Genomic DNA, 22,492 nt, shown 5'->3' with positions numbered 1-22,492 from the left:
TTTAATGTTCGTTATTTAATAATTAGTTTTGTTTTAACGGCGTTATGGTTATTGGCCCTAATAATCCCGAAGGCATTGGAGACCATTTTGTTGCATCGAATTTTTTATAATCTTTATCGACCATATTGATTTCATAAAAAATTTTCCATTCCTGACCTTTCAATTCCATATCGCGAACTCTGTTGGCGGCAAGATTGGTCACCTGTACTTTAAGTATATTTTTTCCAGATTTTAATTTTCCAATATTCAATTGATAGGGAACAGACCAGGCTGTACCAATAAACTCATCGTTTAGCCAGACTTTTGCACTTTCGCGAACGTCTCCCAGATTCAGACTCCAATTTTCGGTTTTCTTATCCGAATTATTAAATTCTAAAGTATACGTTGCTGTTCCAGAAAAAGCTTCGGCTTCCGGACTTAATTTCGTCCACGATTCTAAATTTGTAACCGATGCGTTTGCCGGCAATTTCGGCCCTCCTTTGTCAAAAGTAATTTTCCAGTTTCCTTTTAGTGGAAGTGATTCAGCAGCTTTTTCATAATAAATCCATTTCTTTTGAGAAGCCGTATTTTCAGTTTTTAAGAAATAAGATTGTCCCGGCTCAATTCTAATTTTTACTAAAGTATTTTGAGCTGATTTGGTTACGATTGCATTTCCGTATTCTCTGGTCAATGGATCAAAAATTACCACTTCTTTGTTCCCAATTTGCAACGGAATAAATTCGTCGATTGTTTTTGGCGTATGATTTACTAGATAATATAGCTTTTCGCCGTCTACATTTCTTCTAATGTATTTTAAGCCAGTATTTACAAGGGTTTCAGGATAAATTTGTGAATCTTGTAATGCTTTAAATACATCATAAACAGGGTTTGTTATTACTTTATTTATATCAAGAAGATTTTTAAGCTCTTGTTCCTGCTGTTTATAATCGTTAAAACCGGGTACAGATTCTGGCAGTCCTTCAAAAATAATTGAACCCCCAGCTTTCTGTAATTCGATTAATTTTTGCAGCGTTGCTAATGGCATTTTTTTGCAGGCAGGAATAATCAAGGTTTTAAAAGTACCGCCCGGCAGGCTAATTTGTCCATTTATAACTTTCGCCTGAGCGATAAAATTATCCGAAATAAAATCTACGCCGTATCCTTTTTTCATTAAACTTTTTGTGGTATCGTAGAAAGAAGTTTCATAAAGCCATTCGGATAAAGAATGTATTTTAAACTGAAAAAATAAAGTACCTTTTTGATATTTGTCCCAAGTATCAAAAACAGGCCAATACAGTAAAACTTCGTTATCTGGTTTTCCTTGCTGCAACATCGACTGGCAATTTGCAATATAGGAGAAAAGGGCAGGAGCGTCTTCCCAAATCGTGTTGTTGGCATTAAAATTAACCGAAGCATAAAATTTCCATCCCGGCCACGTCGCTCTTGTTGGCGAATACGTAGAACCGTGCAGAAAAATATGATTGATTCCGTTTAGCATCAAATCTTCAGCTTCTGGTTTACATTGCGATAAAGCGGTTTTAAAATGTTCGCGAAGCCAGGTAAAGGTTTCTGACGAAATTAGATTTTTACCCGAAATATGCCCGGCAGAAGAAGAAAATTTAAGCATAACAGGATCTGCGTCGCCTTCGCGAATGTCTTCTTTTTCGCGTCTAAAACCCGGAATATCAAATGGCATCGAACCAAAAGTTTCGCATTCCGGAATATCCGCAGAAGCGTACAAATCAATCAAATTTCCCGGCGAACCATGCGCCTGAAGTTTGGTTTTAAATTTTTTAGAGTTTGCCCAATTTGTCCACGAATTGTCAAATTTGTTTAATAAATCCGATAGCGTTTGACGGTAATCGCTTCTAAGTCGGTTACCAATTTCATTGTCGGTTTCGTTAAGTAAATTCGGAAGTTGTTTTTTTAAATCGTAACCTCTTAATTTCTGAAATTCTTCGAAGAAATTTGGGGTAAAATCGGTTCCATAAACTTCATAACTGTCATTAAAAATAGCTCTAATTTTTCCTTCTCGACCTTTAAAAGCAGTATTAAACGGCACTACATAAGCGTCAAGTGCTTTTTCAGAATAATGATCGAGCGTATAACCTTTTCCGCCCGGCGCGGCTCTTTTTACCTGCTGTCCTGTTTTACCGCTAAAAACGGCATAGATTGTATAATCGGTTTTTGCCGCTTTCCATTTTAGTTTATTAGGTTCAGATAAATTGGGTAAAGCAATGTGAGTTCCTTCAATACCTTTATCATTTCGGTTTACCTGATTCTTTTTTAATTGATCTGTCAGGTTGATCGAAGTTCCATCTTTCGCGTAAGCAACAACATACAAAAGTTCGGCAGGCGTTTTTTCTTTAGTGCTGTCTAGTACTATATTTCTATCGAATGTTTCGTTTTTTTTAAGGGCATATTTTTCTACAATAAGTTTGGTAGCAGCATTTGGCAAAGTTACCTGAGAGCCTCCGTAAGGCCAGCCGGTTCCTAAAACCATATCGACCTGCATGTGTAAACTGTCGGCAATATGAATGGTATAGTCCAGCATTTCCATCCATTTTGGAGATAGATAGTCTATAAAGTTGCTTTCTTCACCTTTTACTCCATAAATCGGCGTGATTTCTACACCGCCAATTCCGGCTTTATAAAAATCTACAAGGCTTTTCTTTAGGTTTGGTTTATCCACTGCACTTCCCATCCACCACCAACGCGCCCACGGCTGATTGATATTAGAAGATTTTGGCCACGGAGATGCTGCGTTTTGCCCAAAAGAAGCAAAGCCAGAAAGCAATACTAAAGTAATAAGGCAATATGATTTTTTTAATCTCATTGTTGTTGGTTTTGATTGGTTATGGAGCCATTCTTAAATGTATTACAGTATCCTAATTTGAGATGAATTATTAGCAGTAATGAAGTAAAAATAGAATTACTTCCCACTAATTCTATCCTGTTGCATCCTGTTTAATAGAAAGCAAAATAAATAAGAAAATAGCGATATTATTTACTATTCTTTATTTTTTTAATTAAATAAATATGAATAATAAAAAAATATTTTACTAAAATTTTTGATAATGTATTTATGAATTTGTCATCGAATTAAACGTTGTAAATCAGCCATTTGTAAGGGTTTTAAGTGTTAAAAAAAATACAAAAAATATATAATGAATTGACGATTAACAGGATACTACAGGATGGGGCGCATATCCCTTCTAAATAAATTTGGAAAACTAATTAATTAACCAAAATTTAACTTTTATGAAAAACAATTTTAATCTATTGCTAGTTTTAGTCCTGTTTGCGTTACTGCATGCAAAGGGCTACTCGCAAGAAAAAGTGGTTACGGGAACAGTTACAGATGCGTCCAAACTTTCTATTCCGGGAGTGAACATAATCGTTAAAGGGACTAATCGTGGTGCGAGTACAGATTTTGATGGAAAATATTCTGTGAAGGTCTCGCAAGGAGAAACTTTGATATTCTCTTTTATTGGATTTGTGAAACAAGAATTAAAAGTTGGAGCTTCTAATAACTACAGTGTTGTTTTGGATGCCGAAAGCGCAAATCTAAACGAAGTAGTGGTTATTGGTTACGGAACACAAAAGAAAAAATTAACTACTGGTGCAATTTCCGGAATCAAAACGGAAAATTTTACAGAAAGACCTATTTCAAGAATCGATCAGGGTTTGGTTGGGCAGGTTGCCGGAGTTCGCGTTAAACAGACTACAGGTTTACCGGGACAGCCTTTTAGTATCGAAATCAGGGGAGCAGGTTCTATTACGGCAGGAAATGAGCCTTTGTATGTTGTAGATGGTTTTCCGATGTACACGGAAGGATCAAACAGCAATGGTGGATTTTCTAACGGAAGTCCGCTGGATAATATGAACCCAAATGATGTGGCTTCTGTTGAAGTTTTAAAAGATGCTGCGGCAGCTTCTATTTACGGATCCAGAGCTTCTAATGGTGTAGTTTTAATTACGACTAAAAAAGGAAAAAAAGGGAAACCAAAATTTACTTTTAATACTTACGGCGGTGTAAACAAAGAAGCAAATAGAGTGGATATGTTGACTGCAGAACAATGGATTGGAAGAGCAAAAACAATGATTGACAGCCAATGGGTTGGTTCTGGAATTGCAGGAGCTTCTGCAAGCCAGACTACGGCTCAAAGAATTGCCGCTTATAATGCAAAAAATCCAACTGCACCTCTTATTCCTAGCAACAGCAGATATTATACGTATTTGTATGATGACAGATGGGATATGCCGGGTCACCCAGGATTAGATTATATCGATTGGCAGGATAAAGTTTTTCAGACAGGAGAATTTAGCAACTATCAATTATCTGCTTCTGGAGCGACAGACGTAGTAAATTACTATGTATCTGCTAACTACCAAAAAAATACAGGATACATTGTAGGTACAGACTACACTTTGTTTTCTGCAAGAGCAAATGTTGATGTAAAATTATCAGACAGTTTTAAAATGGGGATTAACATCGCACCATCTTATTCTGTAAAAAATGATCCGGGTGTAGAAGGAAAAGACAATACGTTGTTTAAAGCACTTACTGCAACGCCTGTTTTTGAAAGTGCTGCAAATGCTGCCGGAGAAAAATATACCACAAGATATGCGTGGGGAAGCAGTACAACCAATATGTTGAATGCTTTGGCAAGAACTGGAAAAAACTCCATGTACAGAACTTTGATTTCTACTTATGCGAGTTATGAATTTGCAAAAGGTTTGACTTTTAAAAGTACAGTAAACTTTGATAACTCTGATAATACAACAGAAAGTTATACTCCAAACGATGTAATTGCTAGTATTAGAGGTTCTTACAATACGTTTAGAAGACAAAATTTTGTAAACGAAAATACTTTAAATTATGATAAATCTATCGGAAACCATAATTTCAATTTGCTTTTAGGACAATCTTTTAACTCTTATGAAATTACAAAATCTACACTTTCTTCCGGAGCACTTTACAACAGCTCAAGTGTAGAAACACTGCCAACAGGATCTTTGGGTTCTACATCGGCAGAAAAAAGTACATTACTTTCTTATTTTGCCAGATTGCAATACAACTACAAAGAAAAATACATTATCTCGGGTAGTATCAGACGTGACGGATCTTCAAAATTTGGAACGGAGAAACAATGGGGTGTATTCCCTTCAGTATCATTGGCATGGAGAGCAAAACAAGAATCATTTTTGCAAGATGTTGACTGGCTTTCAGACTTAAAACTTAGAGCAAGTACAGGTATCAACGGAAGTAACAATATCGGAAGTTATGCTTCTTATGCAACTCTTGCCACTTATAATTATTCTATTGGCGGAGCAGCAGCAATCGGGCAGGGAGCAGCATCTATTCCAAACCCAGATTTACACTGGGAAGAATCACGAAGTGTTGATTTAGGTTTGGATTTCTCTATCATAAAAAACAGAATTTCTGGAACATTCGAAGTATATAGAAAAAACAACAGCGAATTACTTTTAAGAGTGCCAATTTTGAGCAATACAGGTTTCCCAAGCTACCTTACGAATGTTGGAGAAGTACAAAATCAAGGTTGGGAGTTTGAGTTGAATACGTTGAACTTTAAAACAAATAATTTTGAGTGGAGAACATCAGCAAACATCAGTCATAACGAAAACAAAGTATTGGCATTAGGACCAGGACAGTCTAAAATTGAAATCTCTAATGCTTACGATGGAGGTGTTCCGTTTATCAAATTAGAAGTAGGAAAACCAATGTACACGATTTTCGGATTACAGCAAAATGGTGTGGTAACTCAGGCAGATATTGATGCTGGAGGAACTACAATTGGAGGAAACAAATTGGTTTTGGGAGATCCTAGATATATTGACCAAAACGGAGATAAAAAAATCAATTCTGATGACCGCGTAGATTTGGGTAATCCAACGCCAAAAGTAACTTGGGGAATCACAAATAACTTTAAATACAAAGATGTAGACTTAAGTGTTTTAGTACAAGGTCAAAACGGAGGAACGGTTTACGGATTAACAGGAAGAGCAATTGACCGTACAGGAATGGGTTCTGTAGAAAACTCTTTAGATGTTGATCCTGCGGTAAGAGGAAACTGGAGAACTTCTTTTGGATATCAGGCAAACTCAGACTGGTTGTATAAATCAGATTATGTAAGTATCAGAAGTATCTCAATTGGATATAACTTAAGACAAGCAATAAAAGGTATTAAAAGAATTGATAATATGAGACTTTATGTAACCGGAGAAAACTGGTTCTATTGGAACAAATACAGAGTTGGTTTTAACCCAGAAGCGGTAAATACATCTGCAAGTTCAAACAGCGATTTCTCTGTACCGGTAGATTATGGAGGAGCTCCTTTGGCAAAGTCACTAGTATTAGGTCTTAACATTAATTTTAATTAAAATAAAATGAAAAAATATATTTATTTAGCGAGTGCTATGATGTTATTTGCACTGACATCTTGCGAAGATGAGTTGACACAGTTACCCTTATCATCGGGCACGATAGAAAGTTTTTACGCTACTCCAAATGATTTTATTCAGGCAAGAAATGCTACCTATTCGTTAGCTTTTCACGGAGCAGGAACATACGGTTATGCCAACAGATTAATGAATTTGAGCGAAACAAGATCAGACAATTTGTTTGCCACTACAACAGCATCAAGAGATTGGGAAGGGATTAATAGTTTTTATACTAATATTAGTTCTAACACTTACGTGAAAGAAGCGTACACGAGTAACTATAACGCTATTTACAAAGCCAATCAGTTATTAGAAAAACTGGCAGAAAAAGGAGATTTAATATTTACAACTCCGGCAGACAAAACATCAATGGTAGCCGAAGCTAAATTTTTAAGAGCATTCTGTTATTTTGATTTAGTAAGATGGTACGGTAGAGTGCCGTTATTGGATAAAACAGTAACAGCAGAACAAGCGGCAAAAATACCAAGAACTCCAGTTGCAGAAGTTTATAATTTGATAATTTCTGATTTACAGGCTGCAATTCCAGATCTTTCACCAGCGTATGATGCAGCTAATTTTGGAAGAGTTTCAAAATATGGAGCGCAGGCATTACTTGGTTTAGTGTACATGACGCGTTCAAGTCCAACTTACGGAATTGACGGTGCAACACTAGGTTTAAACGAATGGGATAAAGCGTATCAACAGTTAAACGAAGTTAAAAAAAGCGGTCTATACACATTTGGTACAGATTACGCAGCGATTTTTAAGACTGAAGGAATTACAAACAAAGAAAATGTATTAACGATTCCTTATACACAAAACATTTCAACTCCGGTTGGAGGTAACTTTATGGTAGAATTAGGTTATGAACCTTACTTCGCATCACTTGGATTATCTGCACAAGGAGCTCTAGAAGCAAGACCAATTTCTACAGGATTTATAAACTCAATTAATCCAGCCGATAAAAGAAAAGAGGCAGGAATCGCTACAAGTTACACTGTAGCATCTGGAACGTATAAAGGAAGTTATACACTTCCTGTTTTCAAAAAATACATTGATGCTGCACGTTACGGAAACGGACGTGAAGACTGGGGTGTAGATTTTATGGTAATACGCTACACAGATGTACTAATGATGATGGCAGAATGTACACTTCACGGTGGTGGAGGCACTCAGGCAGAAGTTGACGGAATCATGAATCAGGTAAGAACAAGAGCAGGACTAACGGCAAATGCGGCTAACACTACTTTAGACCAATTATTTGACGAAAGAAGAAAAGAATTCTTTGCAGAAGGAACAAGATGGTTTGATTTAATTAGATCTGGTAACGCACTTACGTTAATGAATGCCTGGAAAACGGCAGAAGACACAGAAGGAAAAATCAGAACAATTGATAAAAATTCATTATTATATCCGATTCCATTATCGGAAATCCTAACCGTTCCGGGACTTTACGACCAGAACTTAGGATACGATTAAAAAAAACTTGCCCCAAATTTTTTTTTAATATTTTGTTTTTTGTTAGGAAGCTGTCTCTTTTTTGAGACAGCTTTTTTTTATTATTTATTAACTTGTTGGATGTAATTATATCTAAAAAATTAAACGCTGATGAAACAGATTTGCTACCGCAAAAACGCGGATTTATACGGATTTTTAGATTTCGTAGTAAAATACGTATAAATCCGCGTCTTCGTGATAACGAATCCGTCAAATCCGTGTCAAAATATATTGTTTTAATTACACACAATGCTTTATTTATTATTCAAAAAACAGGAAAGAACAGGATACCGATATCGTTATAGTAGTTTATCTTTAAAACTCCAGTAATAAATTAAAATACAATGATTTACTCAAAAAAGTTTCTTTTATTTTTTATTCTTTTAATAACTCAATTGTCCATTAAAGCACAGGTAAAACTGCCGTCTTTAGTGGGAGATAATATGGTTTTACAGCAAAATGCAAAAGTAAATTTATGGGGATGGGCATCACCAAATGAAAAAATAAACATCCGATTAGGATGGTCAGACACAACCATAGAAACTATTGCCAATGCAGAAGGAAACTGGAAAGTTACTGTTGATACACCAAAAGGAAGTGAAAAACAATATGATATTGAAATTAATGCTTTTAATAAAATTGTTTTAAAAAATATCCTTATTGGAGAAGTCTGGCTTTGTTCCGGACAATCGAATATGTATTTTCCTGTTGGAAGAGAAGGCACAACATGGAAAACCGGAGTAAAAAACTATGAAGAAGAAGTAAAAAATGCTTCATATCCAAACATCAGATTATTTACCGTTGTAACGAATGCTTCGCCAAAACCGCTGGAAGATGTTACCGGAAACTGGAAAGTTTGCTCGCCGGAAAGTATCAATACCTTTTCTGCCGTAGCCTATTTCTTCGGAAGAGAATTGTATCAAAAATTAAATGTACCAATCGGTTTAATATCAACTTCTTGGGGCGGTACAAAAGCAGAAGCTTGGACAGCCCAAAATGTTTTAGAAGAAGATACAGCTTTCTTGCCGATTCTTCAGGAAGATGCAAAAAACGAAAAAATATTTCAGGAAAAACTCGAAAATTATTATTTGGCTTTAACGAATGAAAGAATTGCAAGTGCAGCCAGTGCGCCAAAATCACAATTGAAAAAACCGAAAAAAGAAGCCAATAAAACCTCATACGTTTTGTACAATGCCATGCTGCATCCTGTTGTAAATTACACTATTAAAGGCGCAATTTGGTATCAGGGAGAAAGCAATTCCGGAAATGCACTTTTATACAGAACATTATTTCCGGCAATGGTAAAAAGCTGGCGAGAAGAATGGAAACAAGGCGATTTTCCATTCTATTATGTACAAATTGCACCACACAAAGGACAAAATGCAGGAATAAGAGAAGCGCAATTAATGGCTTTAAAAGCAATTCCGAATAGTGGAATGGTCGTAACAACCGATGTTGGCGATGCACAGAATATCCACCCAATTGATAAACAAACAGTTGGACACAGATTAGCAATAATTGCCAGAAATAAAACGTATGGCGAAGATAAATTGGTTTATTCAGGTCCAATTTACAATCACATGAAAATCAAAAAAGACAAAGCACAATTATTTTTTGATTATGCTGACTCTGGATTTAAGAAAAACGCAGAGCCTTTGAAAGAATTTGAAATTGCAGGAAACGACCAGATTTTCTATCCAGCCGATGCCAAAATTGACGGAAAGACAATCGTAGTTTCGTCCTCAAAAGTAAAAAATCCAGAAGCCGTTCGTTTTGCTTGGAAACCAGTTCCCGAACCGAATTTATTTAACAATGAAAATTTACCGGCATCGCCTTTTAGAACCGATGATTGGGTAGAAAATAAATAAAGTTTTTTTGGCCACAGATTTTACAGATTAAACAGATTTTCACTGGTAAAATTTAATAGAAAAATCAAAAAAAATCCGCGCCTAAACCCGTTCAACCCTTAAAACCCGTGTTCCAAAATATGAACAGAAGACAATTTATAATCGGAAATTCTTTAGCAGTTGCAGCTTTATGTATTCCATTTTCGGCAGAAGCCAGCACTTTTCTAGACGATCCAAAACTGTCAGATTTCGAAAAAAGACTTCGACCTGTCGGACGCGCTTTAGAATTTGAAGATTATTACGTTTGGTGCAACAGCCCGATTGAAGGTCCAGACGGAAAAATTCATGTATTTTTCTCGCGATGGAAAAAATCAAAATCAATGAGCGGCTGGATAAACGGTTCAGAAATCGCTCATGCTGTAGCCGATAAACCAGAAGGCCCGTATGAATATGTCAGCACAATTTTAGCTCCAAGAGGAGAAGGTTTCTGGGATGCTACAACCTGCCATAATCCAAGCATTCATTATGTAGACGGAAAATATGCGCTTTTCTTTCTAGGAAATTCAAACGGAAAAATGGATACCAAACGTATCGGATTAGCAACCGCAGGTTCGCTTTACGGCCCGTGGGAACGACCAGATCAGCCGTTATTATTGCCCGGAGAAAAAGGAGAATGGGACGATCTTTTGACTACAAATCCGTCTTTTGTAAAACATCCAAACGGAGAATATTGGTTGTATTACAAATCGTTAGATACAGAAGGATATGTACATCCAAAATTTCCCATCAAAGGAAACAGAAAATACGGATTGGCTGTTTCTAAATCCCTGCACGGTCCTTATAAAAAGTATAAAGGAAATCCAGTAATTGATTTCTCAAAATTGGGAGATAACAAACAATGTGAAGACGCTTTTGTCTGGTACGAAAATAAAAAGTTTAAAATGCTCGCCAGAGATATGGGTGTTTTCGGCATGGATTATGGTCTCTATATGGATTCTGATGATGGAGTCAATTGGAGTAAACCTTTAGTTGCGTATCAGCCATTAGATAAATATATTAAACAACCCGAAGCGCCAAAACATCTTAATCGTTACGGTCGTGCCGAACGTCCGCAGTTGCTATTTCAAAACGGAAAAGCAACCTACATGTTTACCGCATCGCAAGGCGGAAAATATGAAACTTCGTCAGGATTTATTTTTAAAATAGTCTAATGAAAATATTGAAACATCAAACAAAAAACTAAATATCGTAATCATGAAAAAATACATTAAACTAATTATCTGCATTTTGGGATTTGCTCCGGCAGCATTTTCACAAAATTATGCCAATGATAAATTTCCGGATGGTTCGGTTATTTCGAATTGGTTTAAAGATTATACCAAACTCCAGCTCAAAGATTTAGGAAAACAATATGTTATTACCGAAAATGGAGTAGGCAAGGACAGTACAATTGTTCAGACGGCTAAAATACAAGCAGTTATAGATAAAGCATCGAAACAAGGCGGAGGAGTAATCGTGATTCCGAAAGGCGTTTTTTTAAGCGGTGCTTTATTCTTTAAACCCAAAACAACTTTGTATGTTGCAGAAGGCGGTGTGCTTAAAGGTTCTGATAATATTGCAGATTATCCAATTACGCCTTCGCGAATGGAAGGGCAAAATCTGGATTATTATGCTGCTTTGGTAAATGCGTACGGCGTTGATAATTTCTCCATTTCTGGAAAAGGAACCATCAACGGAAACGGAAAAAAATATTGGGCTGCTTTTTGGGAACGACGCAAAGAAAATCCAAAATGTACCAATCTAGAAGTTTCAAGACCAAGATTGGTTTTTATATGGAATTCCAACGACGTTCAATTACAAGACGTAAAATTGATTAATTCCGGTTTTTGGACGAATCATTTTTACAAATGCAACAATGTAAAAATGCTCGATTTGTATATTTTTTCTCCTCATATAGAATTCAAAGCGCCAAGTACAGACGCTATAGACGTTGATATTTGTACCAATTTCTTAGTAAAAGGCTGTTATATGTCGGTTAATGATGATGCAATTGCTCTAAAAGGAGGAAAAGGCCCATACGCAGATCAGGATAAAAACAATGGCCCAAACACAAACATTATTATAGAAGACTGTAATTTCGGATTTTGCCATTCGGCTTTAACAAACGGCAGCGAAGCAATTCATAACAGAAATATAATTATGCGCAATTGCAAAATCGATGGAGCATCAAGATTATTATGGTTAAAAATGCGTCCGGATACACCGCAACGTTACGAATATATTAGAGTTGAAGATATTAAAGGATCTGCAAAAAATTGTTTAGCAGTTTTTGCCTGGAAACAATTTTTCGATTTAAAAGGTCGTCCAGATGTCCCGCTTTCTTACGGAGACAATGTTACGCTAAAAAATATAGACCTAAAATGTGAGACTTTTTACGGAGTAGAAAATGATCCGAATGTACGTTTGTCTAACTTCACTTTCGAAAACTTAAACATAGAAGCGACCAAAACAGCAATTGATAAAAGTCTGATAAATGGAGTGACTTTTAAGAATGTTTATTTGAATAAGGAGTTAGTTCAATAAGAGGTTCTAAGGTTCTGAGTAGCTAAGATTCTAAGATTTTTTATGCTCTTCCTGCAAGGTTTCCAAAACCTTGTAGGTATCAATATTCCAAAAAGAAGATCAAATTATAAGAGCTAAAAGTAATACCTACAAGGTTTTGGAAACCTTGCAGGAAAACTAAATAATTTTGTTGATTTAAAAAGTAAAATTTGAATTGCCTCCAGCTTTAGCTGGAGGTTAAAAATATGCAATTAGAAAAGGGCTTTAGCCAAATTCGAGACCATACTATTTAGGAATTTCGATATAATCTTTCAAATTACATTCTTTCAATTTTTTAATACTTTCTGCCACGGTAAGCGCATTCAAATCAGCACCTTCTTCGCCTGTATGCGTATGATCTTTCGGGAAAAATACTTTTACTTTTTCTTTGCCCAAAGCTTCATATTTTAAAGCCACAATATCATTCAAATCAATATAAAAAGCACCTTCTTTTTCGGCGGCATCTTTAGACCATTTTCCGTAAGTATCTGCTCTTCGTTCCACTTTATCATTTGGCCATTCGTTTCGCGGCGTCTGACTCAAAACAATCGGAATCGCGCCTTTTTCTTTGGCTTCACGAATGAATTTCTCCATATAAAAACCAAAAGTATGAACCGTTTCTTTTGTTCCATCAGGACGTGTAACTTCTTGAGTTTCGTCTCCGTTTCCTTTTAAAGAACCTCTTAGTTTTTCTTTATCAACAGCTCCGGCATCATTATGTCCAAACTGAATCAGAATAAAATTTCCCGGTTGTAATTGATTTTTCACTTCGTCCCAAAGACCTTCATAAACAAAAGTTCGTGTACTTCTGCCTCCACGGGCTTTATTAATCACTTCAATTCTGGTCGTATCACAGTATTTAGGAAAAGATACACCCCAGCCAACAGCGTTAACGTCTTTATTATCAGCCATAGTAGAATCGCCAATTAAAAAGACTTTTTTCTTGGCCGGAAGTACAATTTTTGGATTTTCTAAAATGTAATTTTTTAAAGAATTTTTACTCGCTTTTAATTGATTAATAATAACCGAAGCTGATAAAACAGCACCTTTTGCAGAAGTATGCGTATGATCTTTTTTGTAAAAATAAGTCCCCGTAACTTTGGCTTCGCCCAATTTTTCTAATTCCACGGACATTTTATCATTCAAATCGATAAAAGTCACTTTTTCTTTCTTGGCAATTTGTTTTGCCCATAAACCATACGATTTATTATTGCGCGGTACTTTGCCGTCTTTCCAATCGTTTCGGGGAATCGGCGAACAAACAATCGGAATCGCACCTTTCGCTTTAGCTTCGCGAACTACTTTCTGAATATACCAGCCGTAACTGTGAACAGTTTCGTGTTTTTTGGTCAGAATGTTGTCAATTTCCTCCGTTTCATTGCCGATTCCTTTAATGGTGCCGCGTGCGCGAAGGCTGTCGTTAAGAGGCCCATCGTCATTATGCCCAAACTGAATTAAAACATAATCACCTTTTTTAAGTTTATTCAAAACCGCAGTCCACAAACCTTTATCCTGAAAAGTGCGACTGCTCGTACCACCCAAAGCATGATTTTCGATTTTGATTTTAGTAGTATCCAGAAACTGTCCGATATAATCTCCCCAGCCCCAAAGCCCGCCATCGCCAAGACCTTTTCCGTTTTTTACGGTCGAATCTCCAACCATAAAAAGTGTTGGTTTATTATCTTTTTTTGGAGTAAAATTGAAAAGAAAAAGAGCTAGAAATAAGACTGAAAATAGTTTAATGAATTTCATATTTTGAAAAATGTATTTTATAAAATGCAAAAAATCCCAATGTTGTCATTTCGACTGAAAGGAGAAATCGCACGCGTAACCACAAAGATTGACGAATTACTTTGTGGAGTTTCTAGTGTGATTTCTCCTTTCAGTCGAAATGACAAAACTTTGCGTTAAGTTAAATCGACAAAGGTTAAACCTGAAACCTGAAACCTAAAACCAAAATCCCTACCTAAAATCAAACCATAAATTCATCTTAATCCCGTCATCGCCGCTTTTAATTCTAATATTAGTCGGCTGACTCTGTGGGCCTTGCTGTTCCAAAGGTTTAAAATCACGCATTGCCGGAATTTCATACATAAACGAAATATCACCCGCCGGAAATTCAGGCTGTGGATTACTTCCCGGAAAACCATTTTTAGGCAGATCCGGCGTAAATAATCTTAAAAATAAATTATCCGATTCGCTGAAAATTTTAAACGAAGAATTTCCTGCTTTTAGATTCGCACCCAATAAATTAGCATGATAACCTTTAAATTCAGGATAAATAAGATTTTCAAAACTTTCGCCCGTAATCGTATTGTTATATGCTTTTTCCCAAATGCCGTAAGTCGTTCCTTTAATTCTGTTTTTCCAAACATGATACGGGCCTCTTCCAAACCATTTTATACCCGTAACATCTTTCTCAGGAAAACTAAACGTAATTCCGAAAGCGCTGATTTTATCTTCAAAAAAAGCACCGTCAAAACCTTCACCGCCAGACGCATTTTTAAGAGCGGTTAATTCCATTTTAAATCTTCCGTCAGGTTCCATAATCCATTTTATAGAAGATAAACCGCCAATGTAAGTTGCTGTACAAATAGCTTTGTCGTTTTCTTGCGAAATCTGAATATCTTTTAATTTGGCTTTCATGCCAATTGGGCGCGGGCCATTTGTCAGCAGAATTGTGTTTTTATCGTTTTTAATAGTCACGATTTCTCCTGTCAAAGCATCAAAAGTTACCGTAACATTATTTCCTTTAAGCGTGATTTCGTTTCCGGTTTTATTTGTCGTTGCTTTTGCTTTTAAATTTTCAACTTTCAGAAATTTTTCGGCATAAAACTTCGCTTTATGAATCGGCCATGTCCACGTATAAATTTCTTTATTAAATTGATCAAAAGCGGTAATTGATAAAACATCACCATCGGCAAAATTGTTCGGAACCGTAAAATTTATTTTGCGCGTTTCGCCAGTTTCTATACTCGGAATCTCAATTTTACCCGAAGCAATTTCTTTAGCAACGCCATCGGTATACAGTACATTTTTATCAGAAGAAGATACTTTAAACTCCATTTTACAGGAATTCAAATTACTAAAAAGATAATCGTTTTTAATTAAAAAAGAACCGTCAAAACCTTCTGTAACCTGTTTTTGCTGAAACTGAATCGGCGCCCAAACTTCTTTTACGGTATAATAACTTCCTTCTCTTTCGCGGTGCGGACCCAGAATTCCATCTGCTGCAAGCGAACCTTTTGAGTCAAATTTTACATCACCCGTCCAATCTGAGCGTTTTACAGCTTCATCCAACATTGCCCACATAAAACCTCCCGCAAAAAGCGGACTTTCTTTGTAGCGATTCCAAAAATCTTCCAGCGCCGCGCCGTGTCCGTTATCGTAAGTTCCGTGCATAAATTCAGTCGGAAAAAAAACATTTTCGCCGGCATTAAAACGATGCATACCCGTTAAATAAGTCGGATAATGATGCGTGTCCCAGCCATTAAAATCAGCCCACGGATGAATCACAATTCTCTTTTGAGGATCAAGATCTGAAAAAACTTTGTCGACATTATAATTCCAGCCGCCTTCGTTACCGTTATCCCAAATAATTACCGATGGATGATTGACATCGCGGGTAATCATTTCGGTTACTAATTTTGTTCCCGTTTCGGTATCATAAGAGTTTTGCCAGCCCGCCAATTCATTCAAAACAAAAAGTCCTAACGAATCGCAGACTTCCAGAAAATGCTCGTCTGGCGGATAATGCCCGCGAACCGCATTCATATTCATGTCTTTTATTAATTTTCCGTCCAATTCGCTGATTCTCTTGCTGGTGCTTCTTCCGCCTTCCGGCCAGAACGAATGGCGGTTAATTCCTTTCATGATAATTTTAGTGCCGTTTACATAAATTCCGTCTTGTTTTTTAAACTCTAAAGTCCTAAAACCAATTCGTTTTTCATATTGATGAAGCACAATTCCGTTTTGTTTTAAAACCAATTCCAGGTTATATAAATTAGGCGTTTCGGGATTCCACGGTTTAATGTTTTTCCATTGTGCCGAAATAGATTCTCTAGTAGTTTTCGCTTTAAGGGGAAAATTAAAAGTCTGAAAATTTTCTCCGTTTAAACCTTTAAGAGAGGCTTCTAAAGTGGCGTTTTTAGGGATATCTTTTAAACTCAAATCAACCGTAACAGAACCGTCCATTTTTGGATTTACCGCAATATGTTCGATATGCGTTTTTGGAGAAACTTCCAGCCAAACCGGACGATAAATCCCGCCAAAAAGCCACCAGTCGGCTCTGCGTTCTGCAGCGTTAACCGATTTATTGGCAGATTGTTTCCAGACATGAACTTCCAAAATGTTTTTAGAACCAAATTTTAATAATGAAGAAATATCATATTTAAACTCGTAAAAACCGCCTTGATGAATCGCTCCGGCAAGTTTTCCATTTATTTTTACTTCTGTGTCCGTCATGGCGCCGCCAAATGCAATCAGCACCCTTTTGCCTTTATAATCTGAAGGAACCTCAAATTCATATTTATATAAACCTTCTTCTTTACTCGGTTCTTTTTGGTTCAGTTCTTTATACCAGCGCCCATAGGTATATTCGCCAAAACCTTCCAATTCCCATTGCGACGGAACATTTATAGTTGACCATTTTTTGCTGTTATTTCCATCCGTACAATAAAAATCCCATTGTACAGGATGCTCAAAATCTTTTCCCGAAAGGTAAATTTTTTCGGTTTTCTGAGCCGTTGTATGCAGCGAACAGAAAAGCGAAAAAGCCGAAATAACAATAGTTTGAAGAGTTTGGTTTGGTCGCATAGTTAGTAAGTTAGTCATTAATTTCCGTCTGGTTTTGCAATTTCAAAGCGGTCGCTCATTGGCAGATTCCATGACGAAAATGAATTTGGTTTTTTAGGATCGTAAGCAGGAGTTTCTTTTAAGATTTGATTTTTTAACGGAAGATTCAATTCGCGGATTCCTTTAAGAACGCAAAGAGCAATTTCGTTGGCTCCAAAACTATTAAAGTGCGTATTGTCGTCTAATGCTTTTTCCTGTCCCGGAAAAGTGTTTGCAGGATATTGTACAAATGCTTTTCTGGAAGTTTCATCGCCCCAGGCTTCGTATAAAGTTGTCGTTAATTTGGTAATATCAATAAGTGAAACATTGTTTTTTTGAGCCACGGCACGCATTGCATCAGGAAATTCGCCGTGTGTTTCTTTTAAAGTTCCATTTTCATTAAAGAATCGGCGTTGCGTCGGCGTTACCAAAATCGGAATGGCGCCTTTGTCTTTTGCAGCTTGAATAAATTCTTTCAATAAATCAGAATACGATCCGTACGCGCCATTTCCTTCGCCTTTTATTTTTTCGTCATTATGACCAAATTCAACAAACAAATAATCGTTTTTTTTGATTACTGAAAGTATTTTTTGCAATCGATTTGAATTTTTAAAAGAACTCAAAGAAGAACCCGAATAAGCATAATTGGCAACGACTACAGAATCATCAAAATAATTGGTAATAAATTGTCCCCACGAAGCCCAAGGTTCTACATCCTGATCGGTTACGGTAGAATCTCCGGCCAAATAAAGTACAGTTAAATTTTCTACAGCCGTAATTTTTATACTTTGAATAGAAACGTCGCCTAAAAACTCCAACGTAAGTTTATTATCCCAATCCAGAATATCTTTTTCTCTGTCTTTGAGAACGATGCTGGTTTTGTCGTCAATTTTAGTGTTTCTAACATTTACATTAAAAGTCCGCGTTATTTGTTTTCCTTTTTTAATGGCAAATTGATTCAGTAACAATCTTCTCGATTCTGTTTTTATGGTAATATTCGATTTGTTTTTCAAACTTCCCATTGTAATTTCTACCTGATAATTTCCTTCAGGAACATTCACAGAAAAATAAGTTGGTTTTTGAGAAGAAAACGTATTAGAATTGATTTTGACATTTGAAGCTGTATTCAAATCAAAACCATAACCTGATGCTGCGTTATAAGCTATTGGAGTTGAAACTAATTTTCCTTGTGGATTTTCAGCAGTTCCAAAAGCAAACAATAAGGAAGTTATTGATTTAGGAAATTTGGACTTTGAATCTACTTTTAGATTGCTAAACCCATATACAGTGGAGAAATTACCGAAAATGGCAATACTAAGAATAACAAATAAAAATGCCTTACATTTTATCAATTTATGATAATTTAATAATTGTATTTTCAAATATAATAATTTGATATTCTTGTAGTATCCTGTACTATGATGTTAAAAAGTAAGTAAATATTTAAAATATTAATAAAGAATAATCAGGTAGGTACAGGATAGTATACCAGTAAAAAACAAAGAAATTGCATCAATGTTATGAAATTGATAAAATAAAGGATATAAAATTTTATTATTCAAATTTTAATAATTGACAATACTTTTCACTTTATGAAGATTAAAAAAGATACTTTACAATTCCTGACAGCTCTGTTTTTTTTGTGTTCGACCATAGTTTTCGGACAGCAAAAAGAAGTACGAAAAATACATTATGCGCCAGACGGAAATAGTTTTGTATTAAAAAACGGAACTCGAAAATTCAACAGAGCATTGTACGGATCTAACACAGGATTTAGGGTAGAAACCGGCGATCTTCCGGAATTTGCAATGTACATGCCGGGAATGGGAGGGAATTTAAAGTTCGGTTTGATCAACGGAAAAGACAGCAAATGGATTACTGAAGTTTCTAAAATTGATACAAAATATGTTTTAGGAACAATGCAATATATTATTGAAGATGCTATTTTAGGAAAAGGAAAATTGTTTGTTGATGTTGTCGCACTAAAAGAAAGTGAAGGTTTTATAGTAAAAGTTTACGGGGAAAATATCGATAAAAACACCGATTTAATTTGGGCTTTTGGCGGTGCGACCGGAAAGAAATTTAGCCGTGACGGCGATATTGGCGCAGATCCGGAATCGGTTTTTTATTTACAGCCTCAATATTGTGTTAACAACAAATACACGATTAAAAAACAATCTTTTCTGCTGGATTATGGCTCAGAAAGTAACAGACAGAAAACGGGAAATAATAGAAGTTTGAGTGGATCTTTTCCAGAATCTGAAACGCATTTTGCGAATGCAGATCATCAAAATACACCTTTGGAACTTTTTAATTCAAAAGAAGAATCATTGCCGCTTATTACAGGAAAAATAAAAACGATTTCTAAAACTGGATTATACTGGCTTCTTCAAACAGAATCAAAAACCGAAAATACGCAGCAGTCAATTGCAAAATTATACGACAAATCAATTCAGGAAACACTTTTGCTGGCGAACAGAGTCAAGGTTTCAACCCCAGATCCTTATATTAATACTTTAGGCGCTGCGCTGGCAATTGCTTCCGACGGAATTTGGGAAAGCCCCGCGTACCTTCATGGCGCGATTGCCTGGAGAATGTATCTAAATGCATGGCGCGGTGCGTATACCGCAGATCCTTTAGGCTGGCACGATCGTGCAAAATCGCATTTTACGAGTTACAGCAAATCTCAGGTTTTAGAGCCTTTAACGGGGCCGGTTGTTTTTGATACGTTGAAAAATTTAGCGCGCCAAAAAGAAGAAATCGGAACGTCTATGTTTAGCAGCGGTTACATAAGCAGAAGCCCGAACAAGAATAATGTGGCGCATCATTATGATATGAATCTGGTTTTTATAGACCAGATGTTACGCCATTTTAAATGGACGGGCGACACCTCTTTCATTAAAGAAATGTGGCCTACGATTGAACGACATCTGAATTGGGAAAAAAGAAATTTTGACGCTGATAATGACGGGCTTTACGATGCATACGCTTCAATTTGGGCGAGCGATGCCTTGCAATATAGCGGTGGCGGCGTGATTCATTCGTCGGCTTATAATTATTATGCCAATAAAACTGTTGCTGAAATTGCAAAGAAAATCCAGAAAGATAATGTTCCGTTTTCTAATGAAGCCGATAAAATCTTAAAAGCCACAAACGCACAACTTTGGGTTCCGAAAAAAGGAATTTTTGCCGAATATAAAGATGCTTTGGGAAATCGATTATTGCATGATGTGCCGGGAATTTGGAGCATTTATCACACCATAGATTCCGAATTATCAACGCCTTTTGAGAGTTACCAAATGCTCAATTATGTCGATAATGAGATTCCGCATATTTCAATTTCTGCCGAAGGTTTAGACAAAAAAGACCTTTATGTTATCAGCACAACCAATTGGCAGCCTTATACTTGGTCTATAAATAATGTGGCTTTGGCGGAACAATTGCATACTTCGCTGGCTTTTTGGCAAGGCGGTCAATCGGAGAAAGCTTTTAAAATGTGGGAAAGTGCTTTGATAGAAAGTATGTATCTGGGAGCGTCGCCGGGCGGATTTGAACAGCTTATGTATCAGGATGCTATTCGCGGTGAATTGTACCGTGATTTTGCCGATCCAATTGGTATGGCTTCGCGAACTTTGGTCGAAGGACTTTTTGGAATTCAGCCCGATGCTTTGGCAGGAGTTTTAACGATTAAACCAGGTTTTCCTGAGAAATGGGAAAATGCATCTTTAGAAATTCCAGATGTTTCTATTGCTTTTAAAAGAGAAAATAAAGAAGAAAGATATTTGATTAAAAGTCAGTTTCAGGCAAAAATGAGTTTGAATTTGATTCTAAATGCATCTTACGAAGCTGTAGAAAGTATTTTAGTAAACGGAAAATCTGCTTCTTGGAAAGCTGTTTCTGAAAGTATTGGAAAACCTAAAATCAGTATTGAAGTTCCGAATAATTCAGTTTATGATATTAAAATAAAATGGAAAGGAAATTCTTTAGAAGAAATAAAATCAAAAGAGAATTTTGTTTTGAATGAAAGTTTAGAAATCAATACAAAAGCGAAAATGGTTTCTGTTTACGACCCGCAGCAAGTTTTAGCAGATAGTAATAAAAGTGATTTTTCGCTCAAGGCGAAAGTGAATTCGGCTGGAAATAAAGTCTTTTTTGTACAATTGAAACAAGGCGATTTTACTTGGTGGCAGCCCATTCACGTAAGTGTAAAAAAAGAAAAGCAAGCAGATGAAAAAGCTGTAAATTGGGATATTCCGCTGGATAAAGCTGTAAAAACAGAAACGGTTTCACTTAGTCCGTTTTTCAATTCAAAAGTTACTGATATTTTTAATTATGAATATTTATCGCCAAGACCAAAAACCGTGACTTTGCAGCTTCCCAAACAGGGAATTGGAAATTGGTGTTATCCAAATGTTTCGGTAAAAATTGATGATTCCGGCTTACGCGAAAAAGCAAAAGCGAATGGGCAAATTACAACACCAAACGGGATTCCGTTTCAAACACCTTCAGATCAAAATCAGAAAAATATAATCTTCACATCAATGTGGGATAATTTTCCGGAAAGAGTCAATATTCCGTTAAACGGAAAAGCTTCGCACGTTTATTTTATCATGGCTGGAACGACAAACCCAATGCAAAGCCGAATCGTAAACGGTGAAATTACAGTAAATTATACAGATGGAACTTCGGAAATTTTACCATTAAAAAACCCGGAAAACTGGTGGCCGATTGAACAGGATTATTTTACCGATGGATTAGCTTTTACAACAGACGCTCCGAAGCCGCCAAGAGTTTATTTTAAAACTGGCGAAATTTCCAGAACTTTTAAAGATTTCACCAACATAAAAGGATTTTCAAGTTATGGTGTTGATGGCGGTGCGGGAACGATTTTGGAATTGCCTTTAAATAAAGAAAAAACATTAAAAAATATGACTTTAAAAACCATTGCAAATGATGTTGTGATTGGTTTGATGAGTGTGACTTTAATTAGATAATTAGATAGTTAGAAAATTAGATAGTTAGAAAATTAGATTGTTAGATAATTAGTCAATTAGAAAATTTGATAATGCAATAATAAGCCTTCGACTTCGCTCAGGATGACAATTGTTCTGTACATTGTCAGGCTGAGCGGAGTCGAAGCCCCGCAAAGTAAGTAAACCTGAAACCTGAAACCTGAAACCTGAAACCTGAAACCTGAAACCTGAAACCTGAAACCTGAAACCTGAAACCTGAAACCTGAAACCTGAAACCTGAAACCTGAAACCTGAAAT

General features: G+C 36.2%; 10 protein-coding genes. 6 read left to right on the top strand and 4 right to left on the bottom strand.

Features of this window, described 5'->3' with window-relative positions:
• Nucleotides 1–22 precede the first annotated feature (22 nt).
• On the bottom strand, nucleotides 23–2,815 hold the full coding sequence (locus EV144_RS02075; protein WP_134145698.1) for a glycosyl hydrolase: 2,793 nt from the start codon (nucleotides 2,813–2,815) through the stop codon (nucleotides 23–25).
• Nucleotides 2,816–3,240: 425 nt separating this feature from the next.
• Between EV144_RS02075 and EV144_RS02070 the strand changes: the two genes are divergently transcribed.
• From EV144_RS02070 to EV144_RS02050, 5 genes are all read left to right on the top strand, one after another.
• Entirely contained in the window at nucleotides 3,241–6,384 is a 3,144-nt protein-coding gene (locus EV144_RS02070) for a SusC/RagA family TonB-linked outer membrane protein (protein ID WP_134145696.1), read from the top strand.
• Between the two features lie 6 nt (nucleotides 6,385–6,390).
• Nucleotides 6,391–7,923 (top strand): RagB/SusD family nutrient uptake outer membrane protein, encoded by a 1,533-nt coding sequence (locus EV144_RS02065; RefSeq protein WP_134145694.1) that lies wholly within the window; start codon nucleotides 6,391–6,393, stop codon nucleotides 7,921–7,923.
• A 362-nt stretch (nucleotides 7,924–8,285) separates the two neighbouring features.
• A complete protein-coding gene (locus tag EV144_RS02060; RefSeq protein ID WP_134145692.1) occupies nucleotides 8,286–9,809 on the top strand; it encodes a sialate O-acetylesterase in 1,524 nt (507 codons plus the stop codon).
• Nucleotides 9,810–9,928: 119 nt separating this feature from the next.
• Nucleotides 9,929–10,999 (top strand): glycoside hydrolase family protein, encoded by a 1,071-nt coding sequence (locus tag EV144_RS02055; protein ID WP_134145690.1) that lies wholly within the window; start codon nucleotides 9,929–9,931, stop codon nucleotides 10,997–10,999.
• Nucleotides 11,000–11,042: 43 nt separating this feature from the next.
• On the top strand, nucleotides 11,043–12,371 hold the full coding sequence (locus tag EV144_RS02050; protein WP_134145688.1) for a glycoside hydrolase family 28 protein: 1,329 nt from the start codon (nucleotides 11,043–11,045) through the stop codon (nucleotides 12,369–12,371).
• Between the two features lie 264 nt (nucleotides 12,372–12,635).
• Here EV144_RS02050 and EV144_RS02045 read toward each other — a convergent pair whose 3' ends face one another.
• The 3 genes from EV144_RS02045 to EV144_RS02035 form a co-directional block, all read right to left on the bottom strand.
• Entirely contained in the window at nucleotides 12,636–14,141 is a 1,506-nt protein-coding gene (locus EV144_RS02045; protein ID WP_134145686.1) for a rhamnogalacturonan acetylesterase, read from the bottom strand.
• A 210-nt stretch (nucleotides 14,142–14,351) separates the two neighbouring features.
• The gene (locus EV144_RS02040) at nucleotides 14,352–17,222 is read right to left on the bottom strand and encodes a glycoside hydrolase family 2 TIM barrel-domain containing protein (protein ID WP_243854596.1); all 2,871 of its coding nucleotides are present in this window, start codon (nucleotides 17,220–17,222) and stop codon (nucleotides 14,352–14,354) included.
• The gene (locus EV144_RS02035) at nucleotides 17,222–18,604 is read right to left on the bottom strand and encodes an SGNH/GDSL hydrolase family protein (protein ID WP_243854595.1); all 1,383 of its coding nucleotides are present in this window, start codon (nucleotides 18,602–18,604) and stop codon (nucleotides 17,222–17,224) included. The genes EV144_RS02040 and EV144_RS02035 overlap by 1 nt, the downstream gene beginning before the upstream one ends.
• 210 nt (nucleotides 18,605–18,814) lie before the next feature.
• Here EV144_RS02035 and EV144_RS02030 point away from each other — a divergent pair, with 210 nt between their 5' ends.
• Complete coding sequence (locus EV144_RS02030; RefSeq protein ID WP_134145682.1) at nucleotides 18,815–22,216, top strand: DUF4450 domain-containing protein; 3,402 nt, start codon at nucleotides 18,815–18,817, stop codon at nucleotides 22,214–22,216.
• The last annotated feature ends 276 nt before the right edge of the window (nucleotides 22,217–22,492 follow it).

The organism is Flavobacterium sp. 270, assembly GCF_004368785.1.
In the GTDB taxonomy this organism is placed as follows: Bacteria; Bacteroidota; Bacteroidia; order Flavobacteriales; family Flavobacteriaceae; genus Flavobacterium.
This window is presented reverse-complemented; position numbering and strand designations above follow the sequence as displayed.